This is a genomic window from Arthrobacter sp. P1_B4 (assembly GCF_056406555.1).
The window spans coordinates 1-21,270 of record NZ_JBFTZW010000039.1 but is presented as its reverse complement, the minus strand read 5'-3'; the positions used below and the strand labels follow the sequence as shown (position 1 = coordinate 21,270).

The following is a 21,270-nucleotide window of genomic DNA, read 5'->3' as shown; positions in this document are numbered from 1 at the left end:
CAATAGTGTGGCCTATCAGACAGAATGAGTCGGACGGGCCCTGGAAACCTGGGCAGCGGCCCCCGGGCGGGGCCCCTCCGCGCGGTGGTCGGGCCATTCGAGTGCGGCATTTCAGTCGACCGGCCAGACCACGAGCGTCTGCCACTTCGCTGGATCGGGTTCGACGCCGGGATCGGTGAGGTAGTACTCCCACATTGCTGCTCCCGGGCTCGCGCCGTCCTGCCGCATCCGCGCCATGATCGCGCCGTAAGTACGCTGCAGTGATTCGTAGGGACCGATGTGCATCGCCTCGTAGGCCTGGCCTGCGGGGAGGGTGCCGGCGACAACCGCCGTTTCCGCGCCACTGGGGTTCGTGAAAGGCGCGGCGAGGGGGAACCCCGCTTCCACGTCGACGACGTCGGTCGGCATGCCGCGGTACAGCGCGAACGGGGGTCCGGCCAACTGGACATGCTGCTCCTGCACCGCACCCATGACGGCGGCGAAGGCACGGCCGAAAAAATCCCGCAACGCAGTCATCGGGACTGTCTCATGCACCACCGCCGTGGGCTGTTCCTTGAGTTGGGCGGCCCTGATGTCCGGGGCCGGCCCCGGGTTCGTTTGATTCATACCCCAGACTCTGCCGGGACTAATCCACGGTCTAGGGCCTTACGGCCCGCGCCCCCAGGGGAGGTCCGCGCCGTGGTCCAGTAGCGGTCCGGCGCCCGGGGACGGCGCGGGTTCCACCCCGAATAAATAAATGAACTTTATTCATATTAGGTCTTGCCCCGTGCGGCCATCACCCTCAAACTAAATGAACAACGTTCATTAATGTGACGCCCGTCTCACTGGAGTAGCCATGATCGAAATCACGTCCCTCGACACCCCGCCCTCCCTCGCCCGCACGCTGCCCTCCGGCCGGCCGGCACTGCGGATCGGCGTCGTGCAGCACCGCTGGCATCCTGACGCCGCGGGCCTGCACGCCGAACTGGACGAAGGCATCGGGCGCGCCGCCCGGCTGGGAGCCACCGTCGTCTTCCTCCCCGAGCTCACGCTGTCCCGCTACCCCGCGGACACGCTTCCCGAAAATGACGCCGCCCGCGGCGGGACCATGCGCCCGCGGCCCTCGGACATCGCCGAGGACCTGTTCACGGGCCCCACGTTCCGGTTCGCGGCGGACGCGGCCCGGAGGCACGGCACCTGCGTCCACGCTTCGCTGTACCAGAAGGCGGAGAACCCGGACGGCACAGACGACGGCCTGGGCCTGAACACCGCCATCCTGGTGTCTCCCGGGGGCGAACTCCTGGCCCGCACCCACAAGCTCCATATTCCCGTCACGGCAGGCTACTACGAGGACAAATTCTTCCGCCAGGGCCCGGACGGCGACGATGCCTACGAGGTCCACTCCCCCGCCGAACTCGGCGGCGCACGCTTGGGCATGCCCACCTGCTGGGACGAGTGGTTCCCGGAGCTGGCACGGATCTACTCCCTCGGCGGCGCGGAACTCCTGGTCTACCCCACAGCCATCGGCTCCGAGCCCGACCACCCCGACTTCGACACCCAGCCGTTGTGGCAGCAGGTCATCGTGGGCAACGGCATCGCTAACGGGCTGTTCATGGTGGCCCCCAACCGCTGGGGCAGCGAAGGCACGCTGAACTTCTACGGTTCCTCCTTCATCTCCGATCCCTACGGCCGGATCCTCGCCCAGGCACCGCGGGACGAATCCGCGGTGCTCGTCGCGGACCTCGACCTCGACCAGCGCCGGGACTGGCTCACGCTTTTCCCCTTCCTGGCCACCCGACGCCCGGACACGTACGGGCGGCTGACCAAACCGGTACGCCCCGACGCCCCGATCGGCGCCGACACCAGCAAGGCCACCGCATGACCGCGTGGCGGATGCCGTCCGAAACGGCGCCCCAGGACCGTGTCTGGATGGCGTTCCCCACCGGCGGCTACACCCTGGGCGAAACCGCGGCAGAAGCCCACGCCGCCCGCTCCGTCTGGGCCGCCGTCGCGAACGCCGTCGTGGAATTCGAACCGGTCACCATGCTGGTGGCGCCGGCAGATGTGCAGACCGCGGCGGCCTACCTCCACCCGGATATCGAGGTGGTCCCCGCCGCGCTGAACGACGCCTGGATGCGGGACATCGGCCCCACGTTCGTCCTCGACGACGGCGGCCGGCTCGGCGCCGTCGACTGGGTCTTCAACGGCTGGGGCGGCCAGGACTGGGCCGCCTGGGACAAGGACGCGCTCGTGGCGTCGGCCGTCGCGGCCCTCTCGGGGGCCAGCCACCTTGTCTCGCCGCTGGTGAACGAGGGCGGCGGCATCCACGTCGACGGCGAAGGCACGGTCCTCGTCACCGAGACGGTCCAGCTCGATCCGGGCCGCAATCCCGGGCTCAGCAAGGCCGACGTCGAAGCCGAGCTGGGCCGGACCCTGGGCGTGAGCCACGTCGTCTGGCTTCCCCGCGGCCTGACCCGGGATTCGGAACGGTTCGGCACGCGCGGCCACGTCGACATCGTTGCGGCCATCCCGTCCCCGGGCACCGTGCTGGTCCATTCCCAGCAGAACCCGGCACACCCCGACTTCGAGGTGTGCCGGGACATCATCAGCCACCTCGCCACCACCCGGGACGCGGCCGGCCGCGAATGGAACATCATCGAGGTCCCGGCCCCGGAAACCCTGACGGATGAGGAGGGGTTCGTCGACTACAGCTACATCAACCACCTGGTGGTCAACGGCGGCGTCATCGCCTGCACCTTCGACGACCCGATGGACGAAAAAGCCTTGCGCATCCTTGGCGACGCCTACCCCGGCCGCCGGGTAGTCGGCATCGACGCCCGCGAGCTTTTCGCCCGCGGCGGCGGCATCCACTGCATCACCCAACAGCAACCATCCGTCCCCCAGAAAAAGGGTCAGCAATGAGTCAGACTATCGGCCGCGAAGACGGCACCATCACGCACGACGTCGTCGATCCGGCCGGTTCCAAGCACGGCATCTCGGGCAAGGGGCTCAAGGGCGGCCAGCTGGGCCTGCTCGCCGTCGTCGTCCTCGGCATCTCCTCCGTGGCACCCGCCTACAGCCTGACCAGTTCGCTGGGACCCGCCGTCGGCGCCGTGGGCCTGCAGCTGCCGGCGATCTTCATTGTCGCGTTCATCCCAATGATCCTGGTGGCGTTCGCCTACCGTGAGCTCAACGCCGATTCACCGGACAGCGGCACCACCTTCACGTGGGCCACGAAGGCGTTCGGCCCGTTCGTCGGCTGGCTGGGCGGCTGGGGTCTGCTGGCCGCCAACATCATCGTCCTGTCCAACTTGGCCGGCGTCGCGGTGGACTTCTTCTACCTCTTCCTGGCCCAGGTGTTCAATAACCCGGACCTCGCGGACCTAACCTCCAACACAGCCGTAAACATCGTGACGTGCCTTGTGTTCGTGGCACTGGCCGTCTGGGTCAGCTACCGCGGCCTGCACGCCACCAAGCTGGTGCAGTACACCATGGTCGGATTCCAGGTCCTCGTCCTGGGCATCTTCGTCGTCATGGCACTCACCCACGCCGCCTCGGGCGACTCGGGCACCGCGATCGCCTTCAGCTGGGACTGGTTCAACCCGATGAAGATCGGCAGCTTCGAGCAGTTCGCCGCCGGCATGTCACTGGCCGTCTTCGTCTACTGGGGCTGGGACGTCTGCCTCACCGTCAACGAGGAAACCAAGGGCGGCAAGGGTACCGCCGGCCGGGCAGGAACCACGACGGCGGTCGCCGTCCTGGCCCTATACCTCGTCGCGATCGTGGCCACCATGATGGTTGCCGGCACCGGAACCGACGGCATCGGCCTGAACAACCCGGACAACCAGTCGAATATCTTTGCGGCACTGGCTTCCCCCGTCATGGGCCCGCTGGCCATCCTGATGTCCCTGGCCGTGCTCTCCGGCACCGCGTCGTCCCTGCAGTCCACCATGGCCTCACCCGCCCGCAGCCTGCTGGCGATGGGCCACTACGGGGCGCTGCCGCCGCGCTTCGCATCCGTCAGCAAGCGGTTTGGGTCCCCCGGTTTCGCAACGGTGATTGCCGGTGTGATCTCCGGCGGCTTCTACGCCGTCATGAAGGTGGTCAGCGAGAACGTCCTCAATGACACCATCATGGCCCTGGGCCTGATGATCTGCTTCTACTACGGCCTCACTGCCTTCGCCTGCACCTGGTACTTCCGGCACAGCCTGTTCTCCAGCGTCCGCAACTTCTTCATGCGGCTGCTGTTCCCGGTCCTGGGCGGCCTGGTCCTCACCGTGGTCTTCTTCCAGACCGCCGTGGACAGCTGGGCACCGGAATTCGGCAGCGGCTCGGAGGTCTTCGGCGTGGGCCTGGTGTTCATTCTGGGGATCGGCATCCTCGCCCTCGGCGTCGTGATCATGCTGGTCGCCGCGAAACTGCATCCGGGCTTCTTCCGGGGCGAGACCATCCGGAAGGACACCCCCGCCCTGGTGGTTCCGGAGTAGCCTCCCAGCAAGGACCCGCCGGCCCGGGTGAGCTCGGAGCCGGCGGGTTTTTGCGTGCGTCCGTGTCCCGCATAGCTGCCAGGCATGTTGAGGAACATCTCCCCGTGCTAGATTCACGCTGTCTGCATTTCCGCGGGCTCTAGCGCAGCCTGTTCCGGGCGCGGCAATTTGGGGGAAATTTTTATGCTGCTATTCGACCGCGTCCGGTCTCTATCAATTCCGTTGTTCCTCGTTGTGGTCATGATGCTTTCCCTGACACCGCTTGCCCCCGCCTCCGCCGCGCCGGATATGACGACGGCGGTCAGTGCAGCGTCCGCCGCGCCGTTGACGACCGCCCCCGTGCCGACGGTCACGGGCACAAGAAAGGTCGGCTACACCCTGACCGCRGTCCCGGGCACGTGGGGTCCGGCWCCCGTCAYYCTGAMGTACCAGTGGAAGGCGAACGGCGTCGTCATCATTGGCGCGACCRCCGCCACCTACAAACTGGCCGCGGCGCAGGCCGGCAAGGCCCTCACCGTCACCGTCACCGGAACCAAGACCGGCTACACCACCGCCGCGAAGACCTCGGCCGGCACAGCGGCTGTCACGCCCGCGGGACCCGGCGTCGACGTGTCCTGGCCGCAGTGCGGCAAACCCCTGCCCAAGGGCCAGAGCTTCGCGATCATCGGCGTGAACAACGGCCTGGCAAACAACACCAACTCGTGCCTGACCACCCAGCTGTCCTGGGCCGCCACGTCCACCGGCGGGACCGGGCAGCCCCTCGTGGCCCTGTACGTAAATACCGGGAACCCCGGGACGGCCGGCTCCTGGTGGCCCACCAGCAACACCTATGCCGGGAAGACCGTGGCCAACCCGTACGGCACGTGCACCAAGGGCTCGGTCGGCTCGGCGTGCTCCTATATGTACGGTTACGCCAAGGCCTACGACGACGCCAACATCCGCGGGGTCAAGAACCCGGCCTCCTACACCTGGTGGTTGGACGTCGAGACCGAAAACTCCTGGTCAACGAACCAGGCCGCCAACAGAGCTGATCTGGAGGGCATGGCCGCCTACTTTGCCAGCATCGGCGCCAAAACCGGGCTCTACTCAACCGGCTATCAATGGGCACAAATCATCGGCACGGTGCCCTCGACGAGCAGCCTTTACGCCCAGCGAAGCTGGCTCGCCGGCGGGAGCTCCCTCCAAAACGCCAGCAGCATGTGTTCGGCAGCGCCGCTGACAGGCGGCGGGAAAGTCACCATGGCCCAGTACATCTCGGGCGGCTTCGACTACAACAAGTCCTGCATCTGAGTTCCAGCCTCCGCTGAGTAATCCGGATTCAGTAGTCCGGATAGAGCTCCTCGGACGCTGTAACTGGATTGAGGGGCTCGGCAATCAATGCAGGGTCACCGAGTGCCGCTTCCGCGAGCGCTTCGCACGTCGAGAAGCGGACATCGCCTCGTTCCAGCGCAGTTTCGATAACGGTCCGCAGCGCCTCCAGCCGTCCTGCCCGCCCGGTGAGGAACGGGTGGCAAGTGAGCATGAAAAGAGCACCATGACGTCGCATTGCGTCGATCTCATGAATCCACATGTCCGCCACGACAAGTGGCGACTGGATGATTTCACCGATCTTGGGTTCCGGAAGGAAGGCATACTGCTCCCAGTCATCCAGACTCCAATGTGGGGGGAGCTCCGCAACTGTGCCTGCGGGGGTTTCGATGAGATAGGGGACGTCCGCATCCATCAGGCTGGAATCGTATTTCAGCCCGTATTCAGCCACCAGGGACGGTGTCTGCCACGAGGGCTCCCACAATGCGGCGCGGTGCCCCTTTGGAGAAATGCCGAAACGCCCAAGTGCAGCAAGCGCCAGATCGAAGTCGGCGCGTTCGTCGTCGAAACTCATGTTCACCGCGGTGCGGTGAGTGTGTGAGTGGTGCGCGATCTCATGACCCGACTCCAGGACCTGTTCCACCATGCGGGGATATCGCTCCGCGGTTACGCCTGGAATGAAGAATGTCGCCGGCTGCTGCACATCCTTCAACATCTGGAGAATCCGGGGAACACCCACCTTGGGTCCGAACGCCTGGTGAGTCATCGCCATCGCATTGTCGGCGTAGCGCCGGCCGGCGGCCAGGACGGGGGACTCGGCGTCGACGTCGAAGGTCAACGCGGCAACGCAGGCCGCCCCCTGCCTCCAGCCGCTTTTATCGATTGTCATGTTCGTCCCTCTTAGAAGAAATGAGTCAGAAGAAAGGGGTCAGAAGTCGTGGGTGGAGAGCCAGTCGGCGTAGTCGCCGAGGGCCCGCTGCAGCGGCCAGACCGATTCGTAGCCGAGATCCGCGGCGGCGGAAGCGATGCTGAAGTGGCCCTGTAAATCCAGGGTTGGATCCGTCCCGGGCCCGATCTCCACGGTGGCGTCCGGGAATGCGATTCGAACTTCTTTGACGACGTCGCTGAGTGTCCAGTACTCGCTGCCGGAGATGTTGTAGGCCAGGGGCCTGGCCGAGGCCGTTTCTGGTGCCTGGACTGCCGCCAGGACGGCAAGGGCGACGTCGCGGACGTAGACAAGGTTGTAGCGGTGGTCGGCCCCGTGGTCCTGTGAGAATGAACCATCGCGGACTACGCCGCGCATAATGTCCCTCATGACTTCATCCATGCGGTTTCCGGGTCCGTAAACCTGGCCGATGCGCAGGGAGATGACGTCGACTCCATACCTGTCGCCGTAGACCTGTCCGAGCCATTCCCCGGTAACCTTCGTCACGGCGTAAGGCGTCGTCGGATTTACTGGCTCCGATTCGAGAACCACCGCTGCTGAGGTCTTTCCGTACACGCACTCGGAAGAGAAGTTGATGATCCGTTTGACGCCGTGGAGTCGTGCCGCCTCGAAAACCGCCACCGTTCCCTCGACGTTGGCAGCAAACGTAGCCAGGGGAAAGCTCAGGGAATAGGTCGGGTGGGATATGGCGGCGGTATGGACGATGGTGTCGACGTCGTGCTCCTTGAATACTTCGAGGAGACGAGGGATATCGAACAGTTCACCCTGGACGGAAACGACGTCGGGGCGTGGCGCCTCGATGAAGTCCCGGTTGTAGCTGACTGTTTGATGACCGGCGTCGGCGAGTTCGTTGACGATGTGCCGTCCGGTGAATCCGGCACCACCTGTGACCAGAACAGAGCTCATGTGATTTGCCTTTCAGTAGGTGCGTTGGATGTGGGATTCAATGCCCAAGCGGGAACGTCGTGGTTCGACCACCATCGACAACAAGGTTGGTTCCCGTGACATAGGAGGATTCAGGACCCAACAGCCACAGGGCCGCCGCTGCAATCTCCTCAGGCAGGGCGAACCGGCCAAGCGGTACGGACACTTCGTCCCGGGCGCGTTCTGCTTCGTTCGCGAACTCGGCCGCAAGCATCGGGGTATCTGTCGTGCCCGGCGACAGTGCGTTGACCCGGACGCCGGCCGGTGCGAGTTCGGCGGCCAGTGACCGCATCATCGACAGGACGCCGCCTTTGGTCGCGGTGTATGCGGTGTAGCCTGCCTGGCCGACGAGTGACAGCTCACTGGCAGTGCAGACCAGCGATCCACCGCCGTTGGCCGAGAGCGTTCGCGCCGCTGCCCTGGCGAAGTGGAAAGTGCCGGTCAAGTTCACCCGGATCAGTCTCTGCCACAGCTCGTCCGATGTTTCGGCGATGGGCGCAACACTGGAGATTCCTGCGGCGTTGAAGGCCCCGCTCAGGGGCCCGAGTTCCGCTTCCGCCCGGGCGAAGGCGCCATCGACCTGTTGGGACTCAGATACGTCGGCTTCGATGAAGATCACAGCGCCCGAGAGTTGGCGTCGTGCGTCTTCAAGCAGACGGTCCGGGAGACCAACCGCTGCAACCTTTGCCCCTTGCGCCAGAAGGGCGCGGGTGGTCGCGAGGCCGATGCCGGAGCTGGCTCCGGTGACAAGGTAGGCCTTGTCCTGAAAATGGCTCATGTCTTCTCTTCCCCTCTTCCCCGTTGGTTCTGGCAAGGCCGGCAGAGTGCCCCCGGTCACGATTCGGGGCATACGCCGGATTTGCCGATTTGACCCAGATGGCTGATTTAGCCAACGAGCGCACGAGTGTGGTCGTTAAGGAACATGCCGCGGGGGTCGAACTCCCGGCGTATCTGGATGAAGGTGTCAAGCTCCGGGTAGAGACGCTCCAATCGGCTCCTCGTCATGAAATGGATCTTTCCCCAGTGCGCGCGGGGCTCGAATTCCTGCAGCACCGCATCCGCATCCCGGAAGAAGGGCCAGTAGTCGGTCCCAGGTTCGGTGGTCAGGGTGATGACGGTGGTGTCGCGTCCTTGGAACTGGGACATGTAGCCTTCGTCGGCTTTCACCCAGCGGACCTCAACGGGGTACTTCTGGTCGGAATGCTTGGTGCGGATCAGATCCTGGACGGCCTGGACGGCCGCCAGGCCGTGTTCGCTGGGAACGAAGTACTCGAGTTCATGGAACGGTGTGGTGAATCCGCCCGGGTAGATGCGGTATGACCGGTCCAGCCGGGCACCTTCCGTGCGGGAAATTTCTCGCTCGTCCTGGACCTGGGCGACGTTGTACCGCTTGGTGTAGCTGCGGTTTGCCATGCTCTGGCCCGGCGAACCGGGCAGGTCCAGGAGCTCACAGGAATCGTCGTCCGGGCACCAGAGGAACGAGTAGTGCCGGTTCCCGTCGATGTCGGCCTGCCAGGTTGCTGCGGTCTCCGCCCACGTGGGATAGGTAATCTCCTCCTGCAGGTAATAGCGGTCCTCGACCGCCAGTTCGACCTCCAGGAAGATTCCGAGTGTCCCCAAGGCGACCTGGGCGGCCCTGAGTTCGCGGAGTTGCCCTTCGCCGATTTCGACGATTTCGCCGTAACCGTTGATCAGCCGGACCCAGCGCAATGCTGATGAGAAGCTGCCCAGGTTCTTTCCGGAGCCGTGGGTGCTGGTCGCGAGTGCCCCGGCGATCTGCTGCTTGTCGATGTCGCCCTGGTTGCCCAGTGCCAGCCCCTGCTCCCACAGCGGATCGCCAAAGGCGTTGATGGTGGTGCCGGCCAGGGCCCTCGCGCGGCGCCCCATGAGGTCGGTTCCGGTGATGGCCGAGAGTGCGGACATATCCATCAGGACCCCGCCCGTCTGGACAAGCGGTGAGGACGAATGCCCTGAGCCGACTGCACGTACGGGGAGGCCTTCGCGGATGGCGAACCGGACGGCGTCGAGCGCCTCCTGTTCGTTCCGCGGCCGGACGGTGAAGGCCGGCGTGGCGCTCTGGTTGCCGCCCCAGTTGGTCCAGGTTACGTCTGTCCCGAACGGAGCGGACGGGGTTGCGGCCCGCGCCGACGACGCGGAGTGGGGATGATTCGTGGTGGTCATTGCTGGGCTCCGATGCTGGTCTAAACGCTCATGCGCCGTGGTTGATCATGACGTGCTTGGTCCGGGAGTAATCGTCCAAGGCATACAGCGAGAGGTCGCGGCCGTAGCCGGATCCCTTGAATCCGCCCCACGGAACCTCGCAGGCCAACACCAGGTGTGAATTGACCCAGACGGTGCCGAAATCGAGCTGCTTCGGAACCCTGAGCGAGAGGCTCGAATCCCGGGTCCATACCGAGGCGGAAAGCCCGTAGGGACTCTCGTTGGCCCGGGTGATGGCCTCTTCAGTGGAGCTGAAGGACTCGACGGTGACGACTGGGCCAAAGATTTCGTGGGTAGCAATATGCGCCCCGGCCGGGACGTTGCTGATTACGGTGGGTTCAATGAAGTAGCCGGTGCCTTCCAAGGCCGAGCCGCCGATGGCCACCTGCAGGCCCGCAGCTTTTGCCTCGGCAAGGGCTTCCTTCACGCGTTCGAAGTGCGGGCGCGAAATCATGGGACCGATTTCCACGTCTTCCCCTGCGCCCGGAGCGCCGACGACGAGCGTGCTGACTTCGCGTACCAGGTGTTCGGTGAACTCCTCGGCCACGGACTCGTGCACGAGCACACGGCAGGCGGCGCCGCAGTCCTGGCCGGCATTCCAGAAGCCGGCGTTTCGCACGCCGGCGGCGGCCGCGCGGAGGTCGGCGTCGGCGAAGACAACAACCGGGGCCTTGCCGCCGAGTTCCAGATGGACGCGCTTGACAGACCTGGCCGCGGTCTCCGCGACTGCCTGTCCGCTGACGACGCTCCCCGTCAGCGCAATGAGCGCCACATCAGGGTGTTCGGAGAGTCGCTGCCCGACGGTTCGGCCTTTACCCGTCACGACGTTGAGGATGCCATCGGGGATGCGTCCGGCGACAAGTTCTGCCAGCTTCAGCGTCGAGAGCGGCGTCTGTTCCGAGGGTTTGAGGACGATGCTGTTTCCGGCGGCGAGGATGGGCGCGATCTTCCAGGCAGCCATCAGCAGCGGGTAGTTCCAAGGGGTGATGACGCCGACGACGCCGACGGGTTCCCTGAGGATGACCGAGGTGTGTCCGGTGGCGTAGTCGCCGCCTGCCATGGACGTCAGCGTGCGGGAAGCTCCGGCCATGAACCGGAAGGTGTCGATGGTGCTGGAGACATCGTCCTCCGCGACGGTCCGCGGTTTGCCGGTGTTGGCGGACTCGATGATTTCGAACGCCTCCCGGTTGGCTTCAATGATGTTGGCGATCAGGGACAGCACCTCGGAGCGTTCCTTCGGTGTCGTGGCGCCCCAGGACTTCTGGGCCGCCACGGCGGCCTCAACCGCAACGTCCACATCCGCGGCCGTGCCGGCCTGAACCGATGCGATGACCTGCTCTGTGGTGGGATCTACGACGTCGATCAGCTGAGTCGAGGAGCCGGGAACAAACGCTCCAGCGATGAAGTGCCCCGCCGGAGGCAAAACTGGTGGCAAGAGTCCGGCGCTGCTTTGCTCCGTTGCGGAGCGTCGGACTGTGAACTGCTCGGTGTCAGTGAGTGTCATGATATTTCGCCTTTGTTTTCTGCGCCGATCGCGGCGCCGGGAGTTTGGTGTGGGGGTGGGCGGTATGTGCCCGGGGTGCGCCGGTCTCGGCGTCGGGAGTTTGTGTTGGGGGCGGGCGGTATGCCCGCGGTGGGCGGTGCACGCCCGGGGGGGGCGTTACGCCCGCGGCGCTTCAATCAGGTCAGTTGCGAAGGCAGGCGACTGAAAGGGGGCTGCTTCCGCGCTCTTCCGGAACACCCGCGCCGCAAAGTAGTACAGGGGTGCAACGACCACCAGGCCAACAATCCAGGAGACGTCCACGCCGTTCATCGCTGCGGCAATGGGGCCTGTGAACATCGCTGTTGCCGAGAACGGAACCTGGATCAGTGCGCCGGCAACATAGGCTCCGATCGCAACCCAGTTGAACGTTCCGTACACCCCGCCGTCGCGCTTGAAGAAGTCTTCAACCCGGTAGTCGCCGTGACGCAGGAGGTAGTAGTCGACCAGGTTGATGGCCGTCCAGGGAACCAGGACGTACATCAGGAAGGAGAGGAAGTTCGTGTAGAAGAAGATGAAATTGTCGCGGGCGAACAGTGCGATCGAGAGGGCGAGGGTGAAGAGGAGGATGGCCGCAATGGTCCGGGTCTTGGCGTGGGGCAACCAGGTCGGCCTGAACGTCTGCCCAATAGTGAGCGTGCACAGGACCCCGCAGTAGAGGTTCATGGCGTTCGACGCCGCAACGCCGAGGCAGAAAATTCCGATGATCACCATGGTCCATGGACCTAGCATGGCTCCCAGGCTCCCGACTATTTCGACGCTGCTGCCATCGCTGATCAGTGTCAGGGCAAGCGTTCCCACCAAGGCACCCAACACCATCGGGAAGAGTGTTCCCAGGACGCAGCCCGAGTAGGATGCCCAGAACGCCGGGCCCGAGCCGGTGCCCTGCGGCATGTAGCGGGAGTAGTCCGAAACATAGGGAGCGTAGGCGAGCTGCCAGAGGGCGGAGACGGAGATGGTGGCCATGAAGCCAACCCAGTTGAAGTTTCCCTGGTCCAGGAAGCTGGCCGGCAATCCGTGGACGGCCAAGATCCAGATGAAGGCCAGCACCAGCGCCAGACCGGCCACGATGCTCAAGATGCGTGCATAGGCGTGGATGAGCCGGTAGCCGAAGATGGTGGCAACGACGCTCAAGACGCCAATGATAATGATGCCTGCGTCAACACTGATGCCCGGGCTGACCGCGGCCAGTGCCTGACCGCCAAAGACGAGGTTCGCCGCAAAAAACCCGACGTACATGACCACCACGATGACAACGATCAGCAGCGCCCCGTACGAACCGAATTGGCCGCGGGTCTGAATCATCTGCGCCACGCCCAGCTGCGGACCTTGGGCCGAATGCAGTGCCATGAAGATGCCACCGACAAGGTTTCCAATGATGATTCCGACGATGGCGGGCACAAAGCTGAGCCCGAACACCGTGGTCGCGAGTCCCCCGGTCACGATGGTCATGATCATGATGTTGGACCCGAACCAGATGGTGAAAAGGTCCCGTGCTTTGCCGTGGCGTTCGTCGGCGGGGATGGGCTGAATCGTCTTGTCTTCGAGCCGGGGCACCTCGGCCGCGACGGCTTGAGTGGGGTGCGTGCTCATGATGCGTTCCTGGAGTTCATGGGAACCTCTTTGTTCTGTCCCGGCACTTCGTCGGGCACGGGATCTGATGTATCAATCATTCGTGACTTTTGTCACAGTGGAAATCCGGCGATTGAATAGACGCCGTAAACCTGTTCGTACATATGTACAAAGCAGGCGCGATGCCCAGCCCTTTGTGGCTCAAACGGTGGCGGCTTGCAGCTCTTGGGCGACGTTGGCGGAGGCCTTGCTGCGGTTCACCATCAGGGCGAGGAGGTCGAAGACGAGGGTCGCCGCGGCAAGTGTGGTGATGTCTGCGTGGTCGTAGGCCGGAGCGACCTCGACGACGTCTGCGCCCACGATGTTGATGCCGTCCAGTCCGCGGAGCAGGGCCAGCAGTTCGCGGGAGTGGAGCCCGCCCATCTCGGGAGTGCCGGTGCCCGGCGCGTAGGACGGGTCGAGGACATCGATGTCGATGGAGACATAGACAGGGGTGTCGCCCAGCCGCTCTTTGACGCGCTGGATCGCGGCCGGAACCCCGATGACGTCCAGATCCGAGCAGCGGATGATCTGGAAGCCGAACTCGTGGTCGCGGAGGAAGTCGTTGCGGTCATAAACCGGGCCGCGGATGCCCACGTGCATCGACTTGTCTTCGACGAGAAGGCCCTCTTCGAAGGCCCGGCGGAAGATGGTTCCGTGCGTGACCGGCTGGTCGAAATAGGTGTCCCACGTGTCCAGGTGTGCGTCGAAGTGGAGCAGGGCCACCGGACCGTGGACCTTGTTCAGCGCCCGTAGCATCGGGAGCGCGATGGTGTGGTCGCCGCCGATAGAGATGAGCCTCTTGCCGGAGCCGGCGTCGCCGAGGAGCGGGAGGGCCTGCTCCTCGATCTCGCGGACTGCACGGCCGATGTCGTAGGGGGTGCAGGCGATGTCACCCGCGTCAACAACCTGGGCTTCGTACACAGGCTCGACGTCGAGCTCCGGGTGGTAGCCGGGGCGCAGGAGCCGCGACGCTTCACGGACAGCGGCCGGACCGAAGCGGGCGCCCGGGCGGAAGGAGGTACCGCCGTCGAACGGGACACCGACAATCGCAATGTCATAGTCCGGCACGCGGTCGATCTGAGGAAGCCGGGCAAAGGTTCCCAGGCCCGCGTAGCGAGGGACTTTTGTTGCGTCGACGGGGCCGATTGGCTTGTGCGTGGTCATGACAGGGGTCCTCCAGTTGCTTGGGTTCAGCCGGCCTGGCAGATGTCCTTCTCTGAGCTGAGCTTCTGCGCCGGTTGAGGTCTATGCCTTAACTATTAGTGATCGGCGTCACGCGGTACATGCGCCGATTGACTACAAATAACCGAGGGGCTTATACATGTGTATAAGCGGCTTGGGGATGGCCTCCGGACATACGAACAGGAATCACACATGGCGATCACCGTGGCCGAACTGCTGGCCGAACCCCAGCTGGGCCTGACCCTGCTGGCGGGCTCCGCGGGCCTGGGCAACCGGGTCACCTGGGCCCACACCTCCGACCTCCCGCGCTTGTGGGAATGGATCACCGGCGGCGAGCTCATGATGACCAACGGGCTCTCCATTCCCGCGGATCCCGACGGGCAGGTTGAGCTGGCCGAGGCACTGGTCAACGCAGGTGCCAGTGCCCTGGCGATCGGCGAGCAGATGCATGCCCCTGAGCTCCAGCCCCAGTTCCTCGAAGCCTGTGACCGCCTGCCGTTGCCGGTCATCAACATCCCCTACCCGCTGCCGTTCATCGCCATCGCACGTTCGGTCGCGGAGTCTTCACTGCTTGAGGAGTCCCGCAGACTGCGTCAGACGGCCCGCATCTATGACTTGCTGCGGCTGGCGGGGCCATCTGAGAACCAGTGGCTAAGCCTGATCCTGGGCATCGAAGCTGAACTCGACGCCAACCTCTTCGTGGTTGATCGACGCTGCCTGCATGCCTGGCATCCGGGAGGCCAGTCGCTGCCGCCGGACCTCAGGCAGCAGCTTGAACCGCTGACCAGCAAGTCGCCGGTCGCCAGCAAGAAGTTCCAGTGGCACCGTTTGGGGGACGGCCACCTCCTCATGATGGATATTCCGACTCACGCCAATGCGCTTCTGGTGGTGCTGCCGAAATCCGAACCACTCCCGGATGCGGTGGTGCTGCTCCATGCGGCCACAGTCCTTGGACTGGAGCTGTCGCGGACGGTACTGTCCCTCGAGAACCAGCGCCGGCTGGGTGCGGAGTTCCTTTTGCAGGCCTTCGACGGGCGCCTGGGCATCGCCGACATTGAAAGCCGGCTCCCTGAGTTCGGGATTTCGACACGGGAATTCCTCATCATCTCGATGTCGAGCGAGGACGGCGAGAGTCTGGCCGGGATCCACGTTGATCTTTGGCGACACGGGTATCCGACGGCGTGCCAGCGCAGGTTCAATACACTGCACTTGGCTGTCGCCTCAGACTGCACCGACGATCTTCTGCGGCATGCCGCCCCCCTGGACGTGAGGATCGGGATCAGCCGGCCTTCCGCGGCCGCTGGAACGCAGAGAGCTTTGCAGGAATCGATGTGGGCGCTTGGGACGGCATCGAGCACCGGCGAGCGGTTGGTCCGCTACGCCGAGGGACCCTCGTGGCTGGGGCTCACCAGCTTTGAGGAAGGGAACGCACTGGTCCAGCGGCTGCTCGGACCCATTTTCGAATACGAACAGGGAGAAAACGGGGACCTCATCCTGACGCTGAAGACGTTCCTTGACATGCAACGGTCCTGGCAGAAAACGGCGGCGGCCCTGTTCGCGCATCGGCAGACCATCATCTACCGCATCCGGAAAATCAGTGAGCTGACAGGCCTTGATATGACCGAAACCTCCACGCTGGCGCAACTCTGGTTTGCCCTGCAGATCCATGAAGCCATGGACCTCCAGGGCAATCCGCGGCGTCTGCCGACGGCTGAGGTCAGCACTCCACGACGTTGACGGCGAGGCCGCCCATGGCGGTTTCCTTGTATTTGGAGSWCATGTCCTTGCCGGTTTCGCGCATGGTCACGATGACTTCGTCGAGGGAGACCCGGTGGGTGCCGTCGCCCCAGAGCGCCATTTTGGCGGCGTTGATGGCCTTCGCGGCGGCGATCGCGTTGCGTTCGATGCACGGGACCTGCACGAGCCCGCCGATCGGATCGCAGGTCAGGCCCAGGTTGTGTTCCATCGCGATTTCCGCGGCGTTCTCCACCTGCTGGGGCGTGCCGCCCATGACTTCGGCCAGGCCGGCGGCGGCCATCGAGGACGCCGAGCCCACCTCGCCCTGGCAGCCGACCTCCGCCCCGGAAATCGAGGCCTGCTCCTTGTACAGCACCCCGATGGCGCCGGCGGTCAGCAGGAACCTGACGATCGTGTCGTCGCGGTCGGCCTGGGTGGCCTTATCCATGCCGGGGGCGAAGTGCAGGGCGTAGTAGAGCACGGCCGGGATGATCCCGGCGGCGCCGTTGGTGGGGGCGGTGACGACGCGGCCGCCGGAGGCGTTTTCCTCGTTCACGGCCAGCGCGATCAGGTTGACCCACTCCTGCCAGTACTTCGGATCCCGGTACTCGGGGTCCTGGCCGAGGGTTTCCTTCATGAGGCGCTTGTGCCAGTCCGGGGCCCGGCGGCGGACCTTGAGCCCGCCGGGCAGCAGCCCTTCGCGCTTGAGGCTGACCTCGACGCAGCCTTCCATCACCGAGTAAATGTGCAGCAACCCGTCCCGGATCTCCGCCTCGGTCCGGGAGGCGCGCTCGTTGACGAACATGATCTGCCCGATCGAGAGGCCCTTGGACTGGCAGCGGCCCAGCAGTTCCGCGGCCGTGCGGAACGGCAGCGGCAGTTCCTTCTTCGACTCGTCGAGCTCCTTCAGGGCCGCGTCCTCCTCGCCCTCGCGGACAATGAAGCCGCCGCCCACGGAGAAGAACGTCGCCTTGTGCAGGACTTCGCCGCCGGCGTCGGAGACCGTGAACGTCATGCCGTTGGTGTGCCGGGGCAGGATGGTCAGCGGCCGCAGGACCATGTCCTGCACCCCATACGGCAGTGGCACGGAACCAGCCAGCTGCAGGGTGCCGGTCTCGGCGATCGCGGCCAGCCGACCCTCCACTTCCTCGGGCAGGATCTGCTCGGGGTGGAAGCCCTCCAGGCCCAGCAGGATCGCGGTCATGGTGCCGTGCCCGTGCCCGGTGGCGGCGAGGGAGCCGTACAGGTCCACCCGCAGCGACGCCACCTTCTCCAGGTCCCCGGACGTTTTGAGCTCCTCGGCGAAGACCGCGGCGGCCCGCATCGGTCCCACCGTGTGGGAACTGGACGGCCCTATGCCGATGGAAAAGAGATCGAAGACTCCAACAGCCATTGTCGGTTCCTAACTAGGTATGGGCTCGGGGACAGAGGTGAACAGGGGCCCCTTCGGGTCCGGTCTCCGGCAGCATGCGTCTAAGGGAGCGTCACGTCCGCTCAGCGGGCGTCTTCGCGACCGAGCATGCAGAGGAGGCCGGACCCACGGGCCCGCCAAGCTCAACCGGCGAGGTCGGACACGCCCGGGTAGAGCGGGTGGGCGGCGGCGAGGGCCTGAACCCGGGTGCGCAGACCGGAGAGGTCCGCGCCGGCGTCGGCGATCAAAGCCTCAGCGATGATATCGGCAACCTCGGCGAAGGCCGSCTCGCCAAAACCGCGGGTCGCCARCGCCGGGGTGCCGATCCGCAGCCCGGAGGTGACCATCGGCGGRCGCGGATCGAACGGGACGGCGTTGCGGTTGACGGTGATGTCGATTTCCGCGAGCCGGTCCTCGGCCTGCTGACCGTTGAGCTCGCAGTCGCGCAGGTCCACGAGGACCAGGTGCACGTCGGTGCCGCCGGAGATCACGTTGATCCCCTGCGCGGTCACGTCGTCCTGGACCAGCCGCTCGGCAAGGATCCGGGCACCGGCCAGCACACGCTCCTGGCGTTCCCTGAACTCTTCGGACGCGGCGATCTTGAAGGCCACGGCCTTGCCGGCGATGACGTGCTCCAGCGGGCCGCCCTGCTGCCCGGGGAACACCGCCGAGTTGATCTTCTTGGCGATCTCGGCGTCGTTGGAGAGGATGATGCCGCCGCGCGGACCCGCGAGGGTCTTGTGCGTCGTGGAGGTCGTGACGTGCGCGTGCGRGACCGGGGACGGGTGCAGCCCGGCCGCGACGAGCCCGGCGAAGTGCGCCATGTCCACCATCAGATACGCGCCCACCGAGTCGGCGATCCGGCGGAACTCGGCGAAGTCCAGCCGGCGGGCGTACGCGGACCAGCCGGCCACGATCAGCGCCGGCTTGTGCTCCTGGGCCAGGCGCTCGACCTCGGCCATGTCGATCCGGTGGTCCTCTTCACGGACCTGGTACGGGACGACGTTGTACAGCCGGCCGGAGAAGTTGATCTTCATCCCGTGGGTCAGGTGCCCGCCGTGCGCCAGGTTCAGCCCCATGATGGTGTCCCCGGGCCGGATCAGGGCGTGCATCACCGAAGCGTTCGCCTGCGCRCCSGARTGCGGCTGCACGTTCGCGTACCCGGCRCCGAACAGGGCCTTGACCCGGTCGATCGCGAGCTGCTCGAYCACGTCAACATGCTCGCAGCCGCCGTAGTAACGCTTGCCCGGGTAGCCCTCGGCGTACTTGTTCGTCAGCACCGAACCCTGCGCCTGCATCACAGCCCTCGCGGTGTGGTTCTCCGAGGCGATCATCTCCAAACCGTCACGCTGCCGGCTGAGTTCGGCGTCGATCTTCGCGGCGATCTCCGGATCCAGCACGGACAGGTCCGCGTCCAGACTCCGGGAAACGACCTGCTCAAACGCCAGCGTCTGTGTGCCCGCGGCCGCCGTTGCGCCGCTCACAGTTCGCCRCCGTTCTTGGACGCGTACTCCTGCGCCGAGAGCAGCGGGCCTTCTTCAGCGACCGCCACCTTGAAGAGCCAGCCGGCGCCGTACGGATCGCTGTTGATCAGGGAGGGGTCATCGACGACGGCAGGGTTGATTTCGGTGACCTCGCCCGTCACCGGCGCGTACAGGTCCGAGACCGACTTGGTCGACTCAACCTCGCCGCAGGTCTCCCCCGCAGTCACCGTCGACCCGAYCTCGGGCAGGTCCACGTASACGATGTCGCCCAGCGCGTCGGCGGCGACAGCGGAAATGCCAATGCCCGCGGGCCCGGCGCCATCTGAAGCAACCCACTCGTGCTCAGCCGAATACTTCAGTTCAGCAACTACTTTGCTCATCTCAAATCCTTCTTTCTTCTCGTTCGTAAAACTTGTTTACCCCGGCCCGGAAGGGCCAACGGCGACCCGAGGGGACTTACTTTTGGCGCTTGTAGAACGGCAGCGCGACGACTTCGAACGGTTCCGTCTTGCCGCGGAGTTCGACGTCGACGATCGTGCCAGGTTCTGAGTTCTCGACGTCGACATATGCCAGGGCGACCGGGTAACCGAGCGTCGGGCTCGGCTGGCCCGAGGTCACCTCACCGATGAGCGTTCCGTTCTTGAGGACGGAGTAATGGGCCCGGGCTGCCCTGCGCCCCGTGCCCTTGAGTCCCACAAGCTTTTGGCCGATGGACGATCCGACGCCGGCAGCCTTGATCGCCGTCAGCGCCTCCTTGCCCACAAAGTCGCTTTCCTTGGTGAGCGAGACAACGGGGCCCAGTCCGGCGGCGTAGGCGTTGACGTAGCGGGAGAGCTCGTTGCCGTAGAGTGGCATGCCGGCCTCGAGACGGAGGGAGTCGCGGGACGCGAGGCCGGCGGGAATGAGGCCGTATTCTTCGCCCGCTTCAAGCAAGGCTTCCCATAGACCTGCCGCATCCTCGTTCGGGATGTAGATCTCGAAGCCGTCCTCGCCGGTGTAGCCGGTGCGGGCGAGAAGCAGATCCTGTCCCTTGATCTGGACCTCGACCGCGGCGTAGTACTTCAGGTCGGTGACCAGGACATGCTGCTCGGTTGGGACAAGGGTCAGCAGAATGGCTTCTGCGTTGGGGCCCTGGACGGCGATCAGCGAGGTCTCCGCAGAGGCGTCCTGGACGGTGACGTCGAATCCGCCGTCCTTTCCGGAACCGGCCCGCTCAGCGAGGGCCGCGGCGACTACCTTGGCGTTGCCCGCATTGGGGACCACGAGGTACCTGTCCTCAGCGCGACGGTAGGTGATGAGGTCGTCGATGATGCCGCCGTCGGTGTTGCAGATCAGCGAGTACTTGGCCTTGCCAACGGCGATCGCCGACAGCTTCCCGACCAGGGCGTAGTCGAGGAACCCGGCCGCGTCCGGACCGCTGACCCAGACTTCGCCCATGTGGGAGAGGTCGAACAGGCCCGCGGCGTTGCGGACAGCGTGGTGCTCTGCGAGTTCAGATTCGTATTTGAGGGGCATCTGCCAGCCGCCGAAGTCCGTGAAGAAGGCGCCGGCTTTTTTGTGCTGCTCGTAAAGAGCGGTGTAATTCTCAGTCATTGAGTCAGTCCTTAGTTTTCGAACGCTGCTGTGTTGTCCTCGAACGATGCTGTGCTTTGCTCGAACGATTCGAGGGATGGGCACGAGCAGATCAGGTTGCGGTCCCCGGCCGCGCCGTCGATCCGTCCGACCGGCGGGAAGTACTTGTCCTGCTTCAGCTGGAGGACCGGAAACGCCCCCTGCTCACGCGGGTACGCGCGGTCCCAATGAGAGCTAACGACGGCGGCAGCCGTGTGGGGTGCGTTGCGCAACGGCGAGTTCTCCACCGTGAAGTCGCCGTTGACGACCTGGTCGATTTCCTGGCGGATGGTGATCATCGCCTCGATGAAGCGGTCAGTCTCCGCAAGGTCCTCGGATTCGGTGGGCTCCACCATGAGGGTGCCCGCCACCGGGAAGGACAGCGTGGGTGCGTGGAAGCCGTAGTCGATCAGGCGCTTGGCCACGTCCTCGGCCGTGACTCCTGAGCGGGCGGTCAGTTCACGCAAATCCAGGATGCACTCGTGGGCCACCAGGCCACCCGCGCCCATATAGAGCACCGGGAAGTGCTCATCCAGCCGGGACGCAACATAGTTGGCTGCGAGCAGCGCGGACTTGGTCGCCTCGGTGAGGCCCCGGCCCCCCATGAGCTTCACGTACGCCCAGGAGATCGGCAGCACACCTGCCGAGCCGTAGCGGGAGGCGGAGATCGGGGTGCCGTCGGCGCCGTTGGCCGGATCAGCCGCGTTGCCGGGCATGAACGGTGCCAGGTGGGCCTTGGCCGCGACCGGGCCGACGCCCGGTCCGCCGCCGCCGTGCGGGATGCAGAAGGTCTTGTGCAGGTTCAGGTGCGAGACGTCGCCGCCCGC

17 protein-coding genes and 1 pseudogene are annotated in these 21,270 nt (G+C 65.1%); 5 read left to right on the top strand and 13 right to left on the bottom strand.

Annotation, left to right across the window (positions count from 1 at the left end):
* Window positions 1–111 precede the first annotated feature (111 nt).
* Window positions 112–606, bottom strand: a complete 495-nt coding sequence (locus AC1D1W_RS13035) for a GyrI-like domain-containing protein (protein ID WP_476943898.1) — start codon at window positions 604–606, stop codon at window positions 112–114.
* A gap of 229 nt (window positions 607–835) precedes the next feature.
* On the opposite strand from AC1D1W_RS13035, the gene AC1D1W_RS13030 reads away from it, so the two are divergent.
* From AC1D1W_RS13030 to AC1D1W_RS13015, 4 genes are all read left to right on the top strand, one after another.
* A complete protein-coding gene (locus AC1D1W_RS13030; RefSeq protein WP_243182225.1) occupies window positions 836–1,861 on the top strand; it encodes a nitrilase-related carbon-nitrogen hydrolase in 1,026 nt (341 codons plus the stop codon).
* On the top strand, window positions 1,858–2,901 hold the full coding sequence (locus AC1D1W_RS13025; protein WP_243182224.1) for an agmatine deiminase family protein: 1,044 nt from the start codon (window positions 1,858–1,860) through the stop codon (window positions 2,899–2,901). Before AC1D1W_RS13030 ends, AC1D1W_RS13025 begins: the two co-directional genes overlap by 4 nt.
* Window positions 2,898–4,466, top strand: a complete 1,569-nt coding sequence (locus AC1D1W_RS13020) for an APC family permease (protein WP_243182223.1) — start codon at window positions 2,898–2,900, stop codon at window positions 4,464–4,466. The genes AC1D1W_RS13025 and AC1D1W_RS13020 overlap by 4 nt, the downstream gene beginning before the upstream one ends.
* Window positions 4,467–4,649: 183 nt before the next feature.
* Window positions 4,650–5,756 (top strand): hypothetical protein, encoded by a 1,107-nt coding sequence (locus tag AC1D1W_RS13015; protein WP_476943897.1) that lies wholly within the window; start codon window positions 4,650–4,652, stop codon window positions 5,754–5,756.
* 28 nt (window positions 5,757–5,784) lie between these two features.
* On the opposite strand, the gene AC1D1W_RS13010 is transcribed toward AC1D1W_RS13015, so the two are convergent.
* The 7 genes from AC1D1W_RS13010 to speB all read right to left on the bottom strand — a co-directional run bounded on the left by AC1D1W_RS13010 (window position 5,785) and on the right by speB (window position 14,182).
* Window positions 5,785–6,663, bottom strand: a complete 879-nt coding sequence (locus tag AC1D1W_RS13010) for a polysaccharide deacetylase family protein (protein WP_243182258.1) — start codon at window positions 6,661–6,663, stop codon at window positions 5,785–5,787.
* Between the two features lie 39 nt (window positions 6,664–6,702).
* Entirely contained in the window at window positions 6,703–7,626 is a 924-nt protein-coding gene (locus AC1D1W_RS13005) for an NAD-dependent epimerase/dehydratase family protein (RefSeq protein ID WP_243182257.1), read from the bottom strand.
* A gap of 37 nt (window positions 7,627–7,663) precedes the next feature.
* The gene (locus AC1D1W_RS13000) at window positions 7,664–8,422 is read right to left on the bottom strand and encodes an SDR family NAD(P)-dependent oxidoreductase (protein WP_476943896.1); all 759 of its coding nucleotides are present in this window, start codon (window positions 8,420–8,422) and stop codon (window positions 7,664–7,666) included.
* A gap of 107 nt (window positions 8,423–8,529) precedes the next feature.
* Complete coding sequence (locus AC1D1W_RS12995) at window positions 8,530–9,825, bottom strand: D-arabinono-1,4-lactone oxidase (RefSeq protein WP_028277056.1); 1,296 nt, start codon at window positions 9,823–9,825, stop codon at window positions 8,530–8,532.
* 28 nt (window positions 9,826–9,853) lie between these two features.
* Window positions 9,854–11,368: an aminobutyraldehyde dehydrogenase gene (locus AC1D1W_RS12990; RefSeq protein ID WP_243182255.1), complete on the bottom strand. Its 1,515-nt coding sequence runs from the start codon at window positions 11,366–11,368 to the stop codon at window positions 9,854–9,856.
* Window positions 11,369–11,524: 156 nt separating this feature from the next.
* Window positions 11,525–12,997: a purine-cytosine permease family protein gene (locus AC1D1W_RS12985; protein ID WP_243182254.1), complete on the bottom strand. Its 1,473-nt coding sequence runs from the start codon at window positions 12,995–12,997 to the stop codon at window positions 11,525–11,527.
* 180 nt (window positions 12,998–13,177) lie between these two features.
* The gene (gene speB, locus AC1D1W_RS12980) at window positions 13,178–14,182 is read right to left on the bottom strand and encodes an agmatinase (RefSeq protein WP_243182253.1); all 1,005 of its coding nucleotides are present in this window, start codon (window positions 14,180–14,182) and stop codon (window positions 13,178–13,180) included.
* Between the two features lie 210 nt (window positions 14,183–14,392).
* On the opposite strand from speB, the gene AC1D1W_RS12975 reads away from it, so the two are divergent.
* On the top strand, window positions 14,393–15,937 hold the full coding sequence (locus AC1D1W_RS12975; protein WP_243182252.1) for a PucR family transcriptional regulator: 1,545 nt from the start codon (window positions 14,393–14,395) through the stop codon (window positions 15,935–15,937).
* Here the strand turns inward: AC1D1W_RS12975 and AC1D1W_RS12970 are convergent.
* The 5 genes and pseudogenes from AC1D1W_RS12970 to AC1D1W_RS12950 all read right to left on the bottom strand — a co-directional run.
* Complete coding sequence (locus tag AC1D1W_RS12970) at window positions 15,918–17,330, bottom strand: L-serine ammonia-lyase (protein WP_476943895.1); 1,413 nt, start codon at window positions 17,328–17,330, stop codon at window positions 15,918–15,920. The genes AC1D1W_RS12975 and AC1D1W_RS12970 overlap by 20 nt on opposite strands.
* Before the next feature lie 161 nt (window positions 17,331–17,491).
* Complete coding sequence (glyA, locus tag AC1D1W_RS12965; RefSeq protein WP_476943894.1) at window positions 17,492–18,832, bottom strand: serine hydroxymethyltransferase; 1,341 nt, start codon at window positions 18,830–18,832, stop codon at window positions 17,492–17,494.
* Window positions 18,829–19,212, bottom strand: a complete 384-nt coding sequence (gene gcvH / locus AC1D1W_RS12960; protein ID WP_476943893.1) for a glycine cleavage system protein GcvH — start codon at window positions 19,210–19,212, stop codon at window positions 18,829–18,831. Before gcvH ends, glyA begins: the two co-directional genes overlap by 4 nt.
* 76 nt (window positions 19,213–19,288) lie before the next feature.
* Entirely contained in the window at window positions 19,289–20,425 is a 1,137-nt protein-coding gene (gcvT, locus tag AC1D1W_RS12955) for a glycine cleavage system aminomethyltransferase GcvT (RefSeq protein ID WP_243182220.1), read from the bottom strand.
* 11 nt (window positions 20,426–20,436) lie between these two features.
* A pseudogene (locus AC1D1W_RS12950) lies at window positions 20,437–21,270 on the bottom strand (glycine dehydrogenase (aminomethyl-transferring)); the annotation flags it as partial.

Excerpts from the sequence above, each read along its gene's own strand:
- AC1D1W_RS13035 (WP_476943898.1), bottom strand. The coding sequence starts at position 606 with ATGAATCAAACGAACCCGGGGCCGGCCCCGGACATCAGGGCCGCCCAA.
- AC1D1W_RS13030 (WP_243182225.1), top strand. The coding sequence starts at position 836 with ATGATCGAAATCACGTCCCTCGACACCCCGCCCTCCCTCGCCCGCACG.
- AC1D1W_RS13025 (WP_243182224.1), top strand. The coding sequence starts at position 1,858 with ATGACCGCGTGGCGGATGCCGTCCGAAACGGCGCCCCAGGACCGTGTC.
- AC1D1W_RS13020 (WP_243182223.1), top strand. The coding sequence starts at position 2,898 with ATGAGTCAGACTATCGGCCGCGAAGACGGCACCATCACGCACGACGTC.
- AC1D1W_RS13010 (WP_243182258.1), bottom strand. The coding sequence starts at position 6,663 with ATGACAATCGATAAAAGCGGCTGGAGGCAGGGGGCGGCCTGCGTTGCC.
- AC1D1W_RS13005 (WP_243182257.1), bottom strand. The coding sequence starts at position 7,626 with ATGAGCTCTGTTCTGGTCACAGGTGGTGCCGGATTCACCGGACGGCAC.
- AC1D1W_RS13000 (WP_476943896.1), bottom strand. The coding sequence starts at position 8,422 with ATGAGCCATTTTCAGGACAAGGCCTACCTTGTCACCGGAGCCAGCTCC.
- AC1D1W_RS12995 (WP_028277056.1), bottom strand. The coding sequence starts at position 9,825 with ATGACCACCACGAATCATCCCCACTCCGCGTCGTCGGCGCGGGCCGCA.
- AC1D1W_RS12990 (WP_243182255.1), bottom strand. The coding sequence starts at position 11,368 with ATGACACTCACTGACACCGAGCAGTTCACAGTCCGACGCTCCGCAACG.
- AC1D1W_RS12985 (WP_243182254.1), bottom strand. The coding sequence starts at position 12,997 with ATGAGCACGCACCCCACTCAAGCCGTCGCGGCCGAGGTGCCCCGGCTC.
- speB (WP_243182253.1), bottom strand. The coding sequence starts at position 14,182 with ATGACCACGCACAAGCCAATCGGCCCCGTCGACGCAACAAAAGTCCCT.
- AC1D1W_RS12975 (WP_243182252.1), top strand. The coding sequence starts at position 14,393 with ATGGCGATCACCGTGGCCGAACTGCTGGCCGAACCCCAGCTGGGCCTG.
- gcvT (WP_243182220.1), bottom strand. The coding sequence starts at position 20,425 with ATGACTGAGAATTACACCGCTCTTTACGAGCAGCACAAAAAAGCCGGC.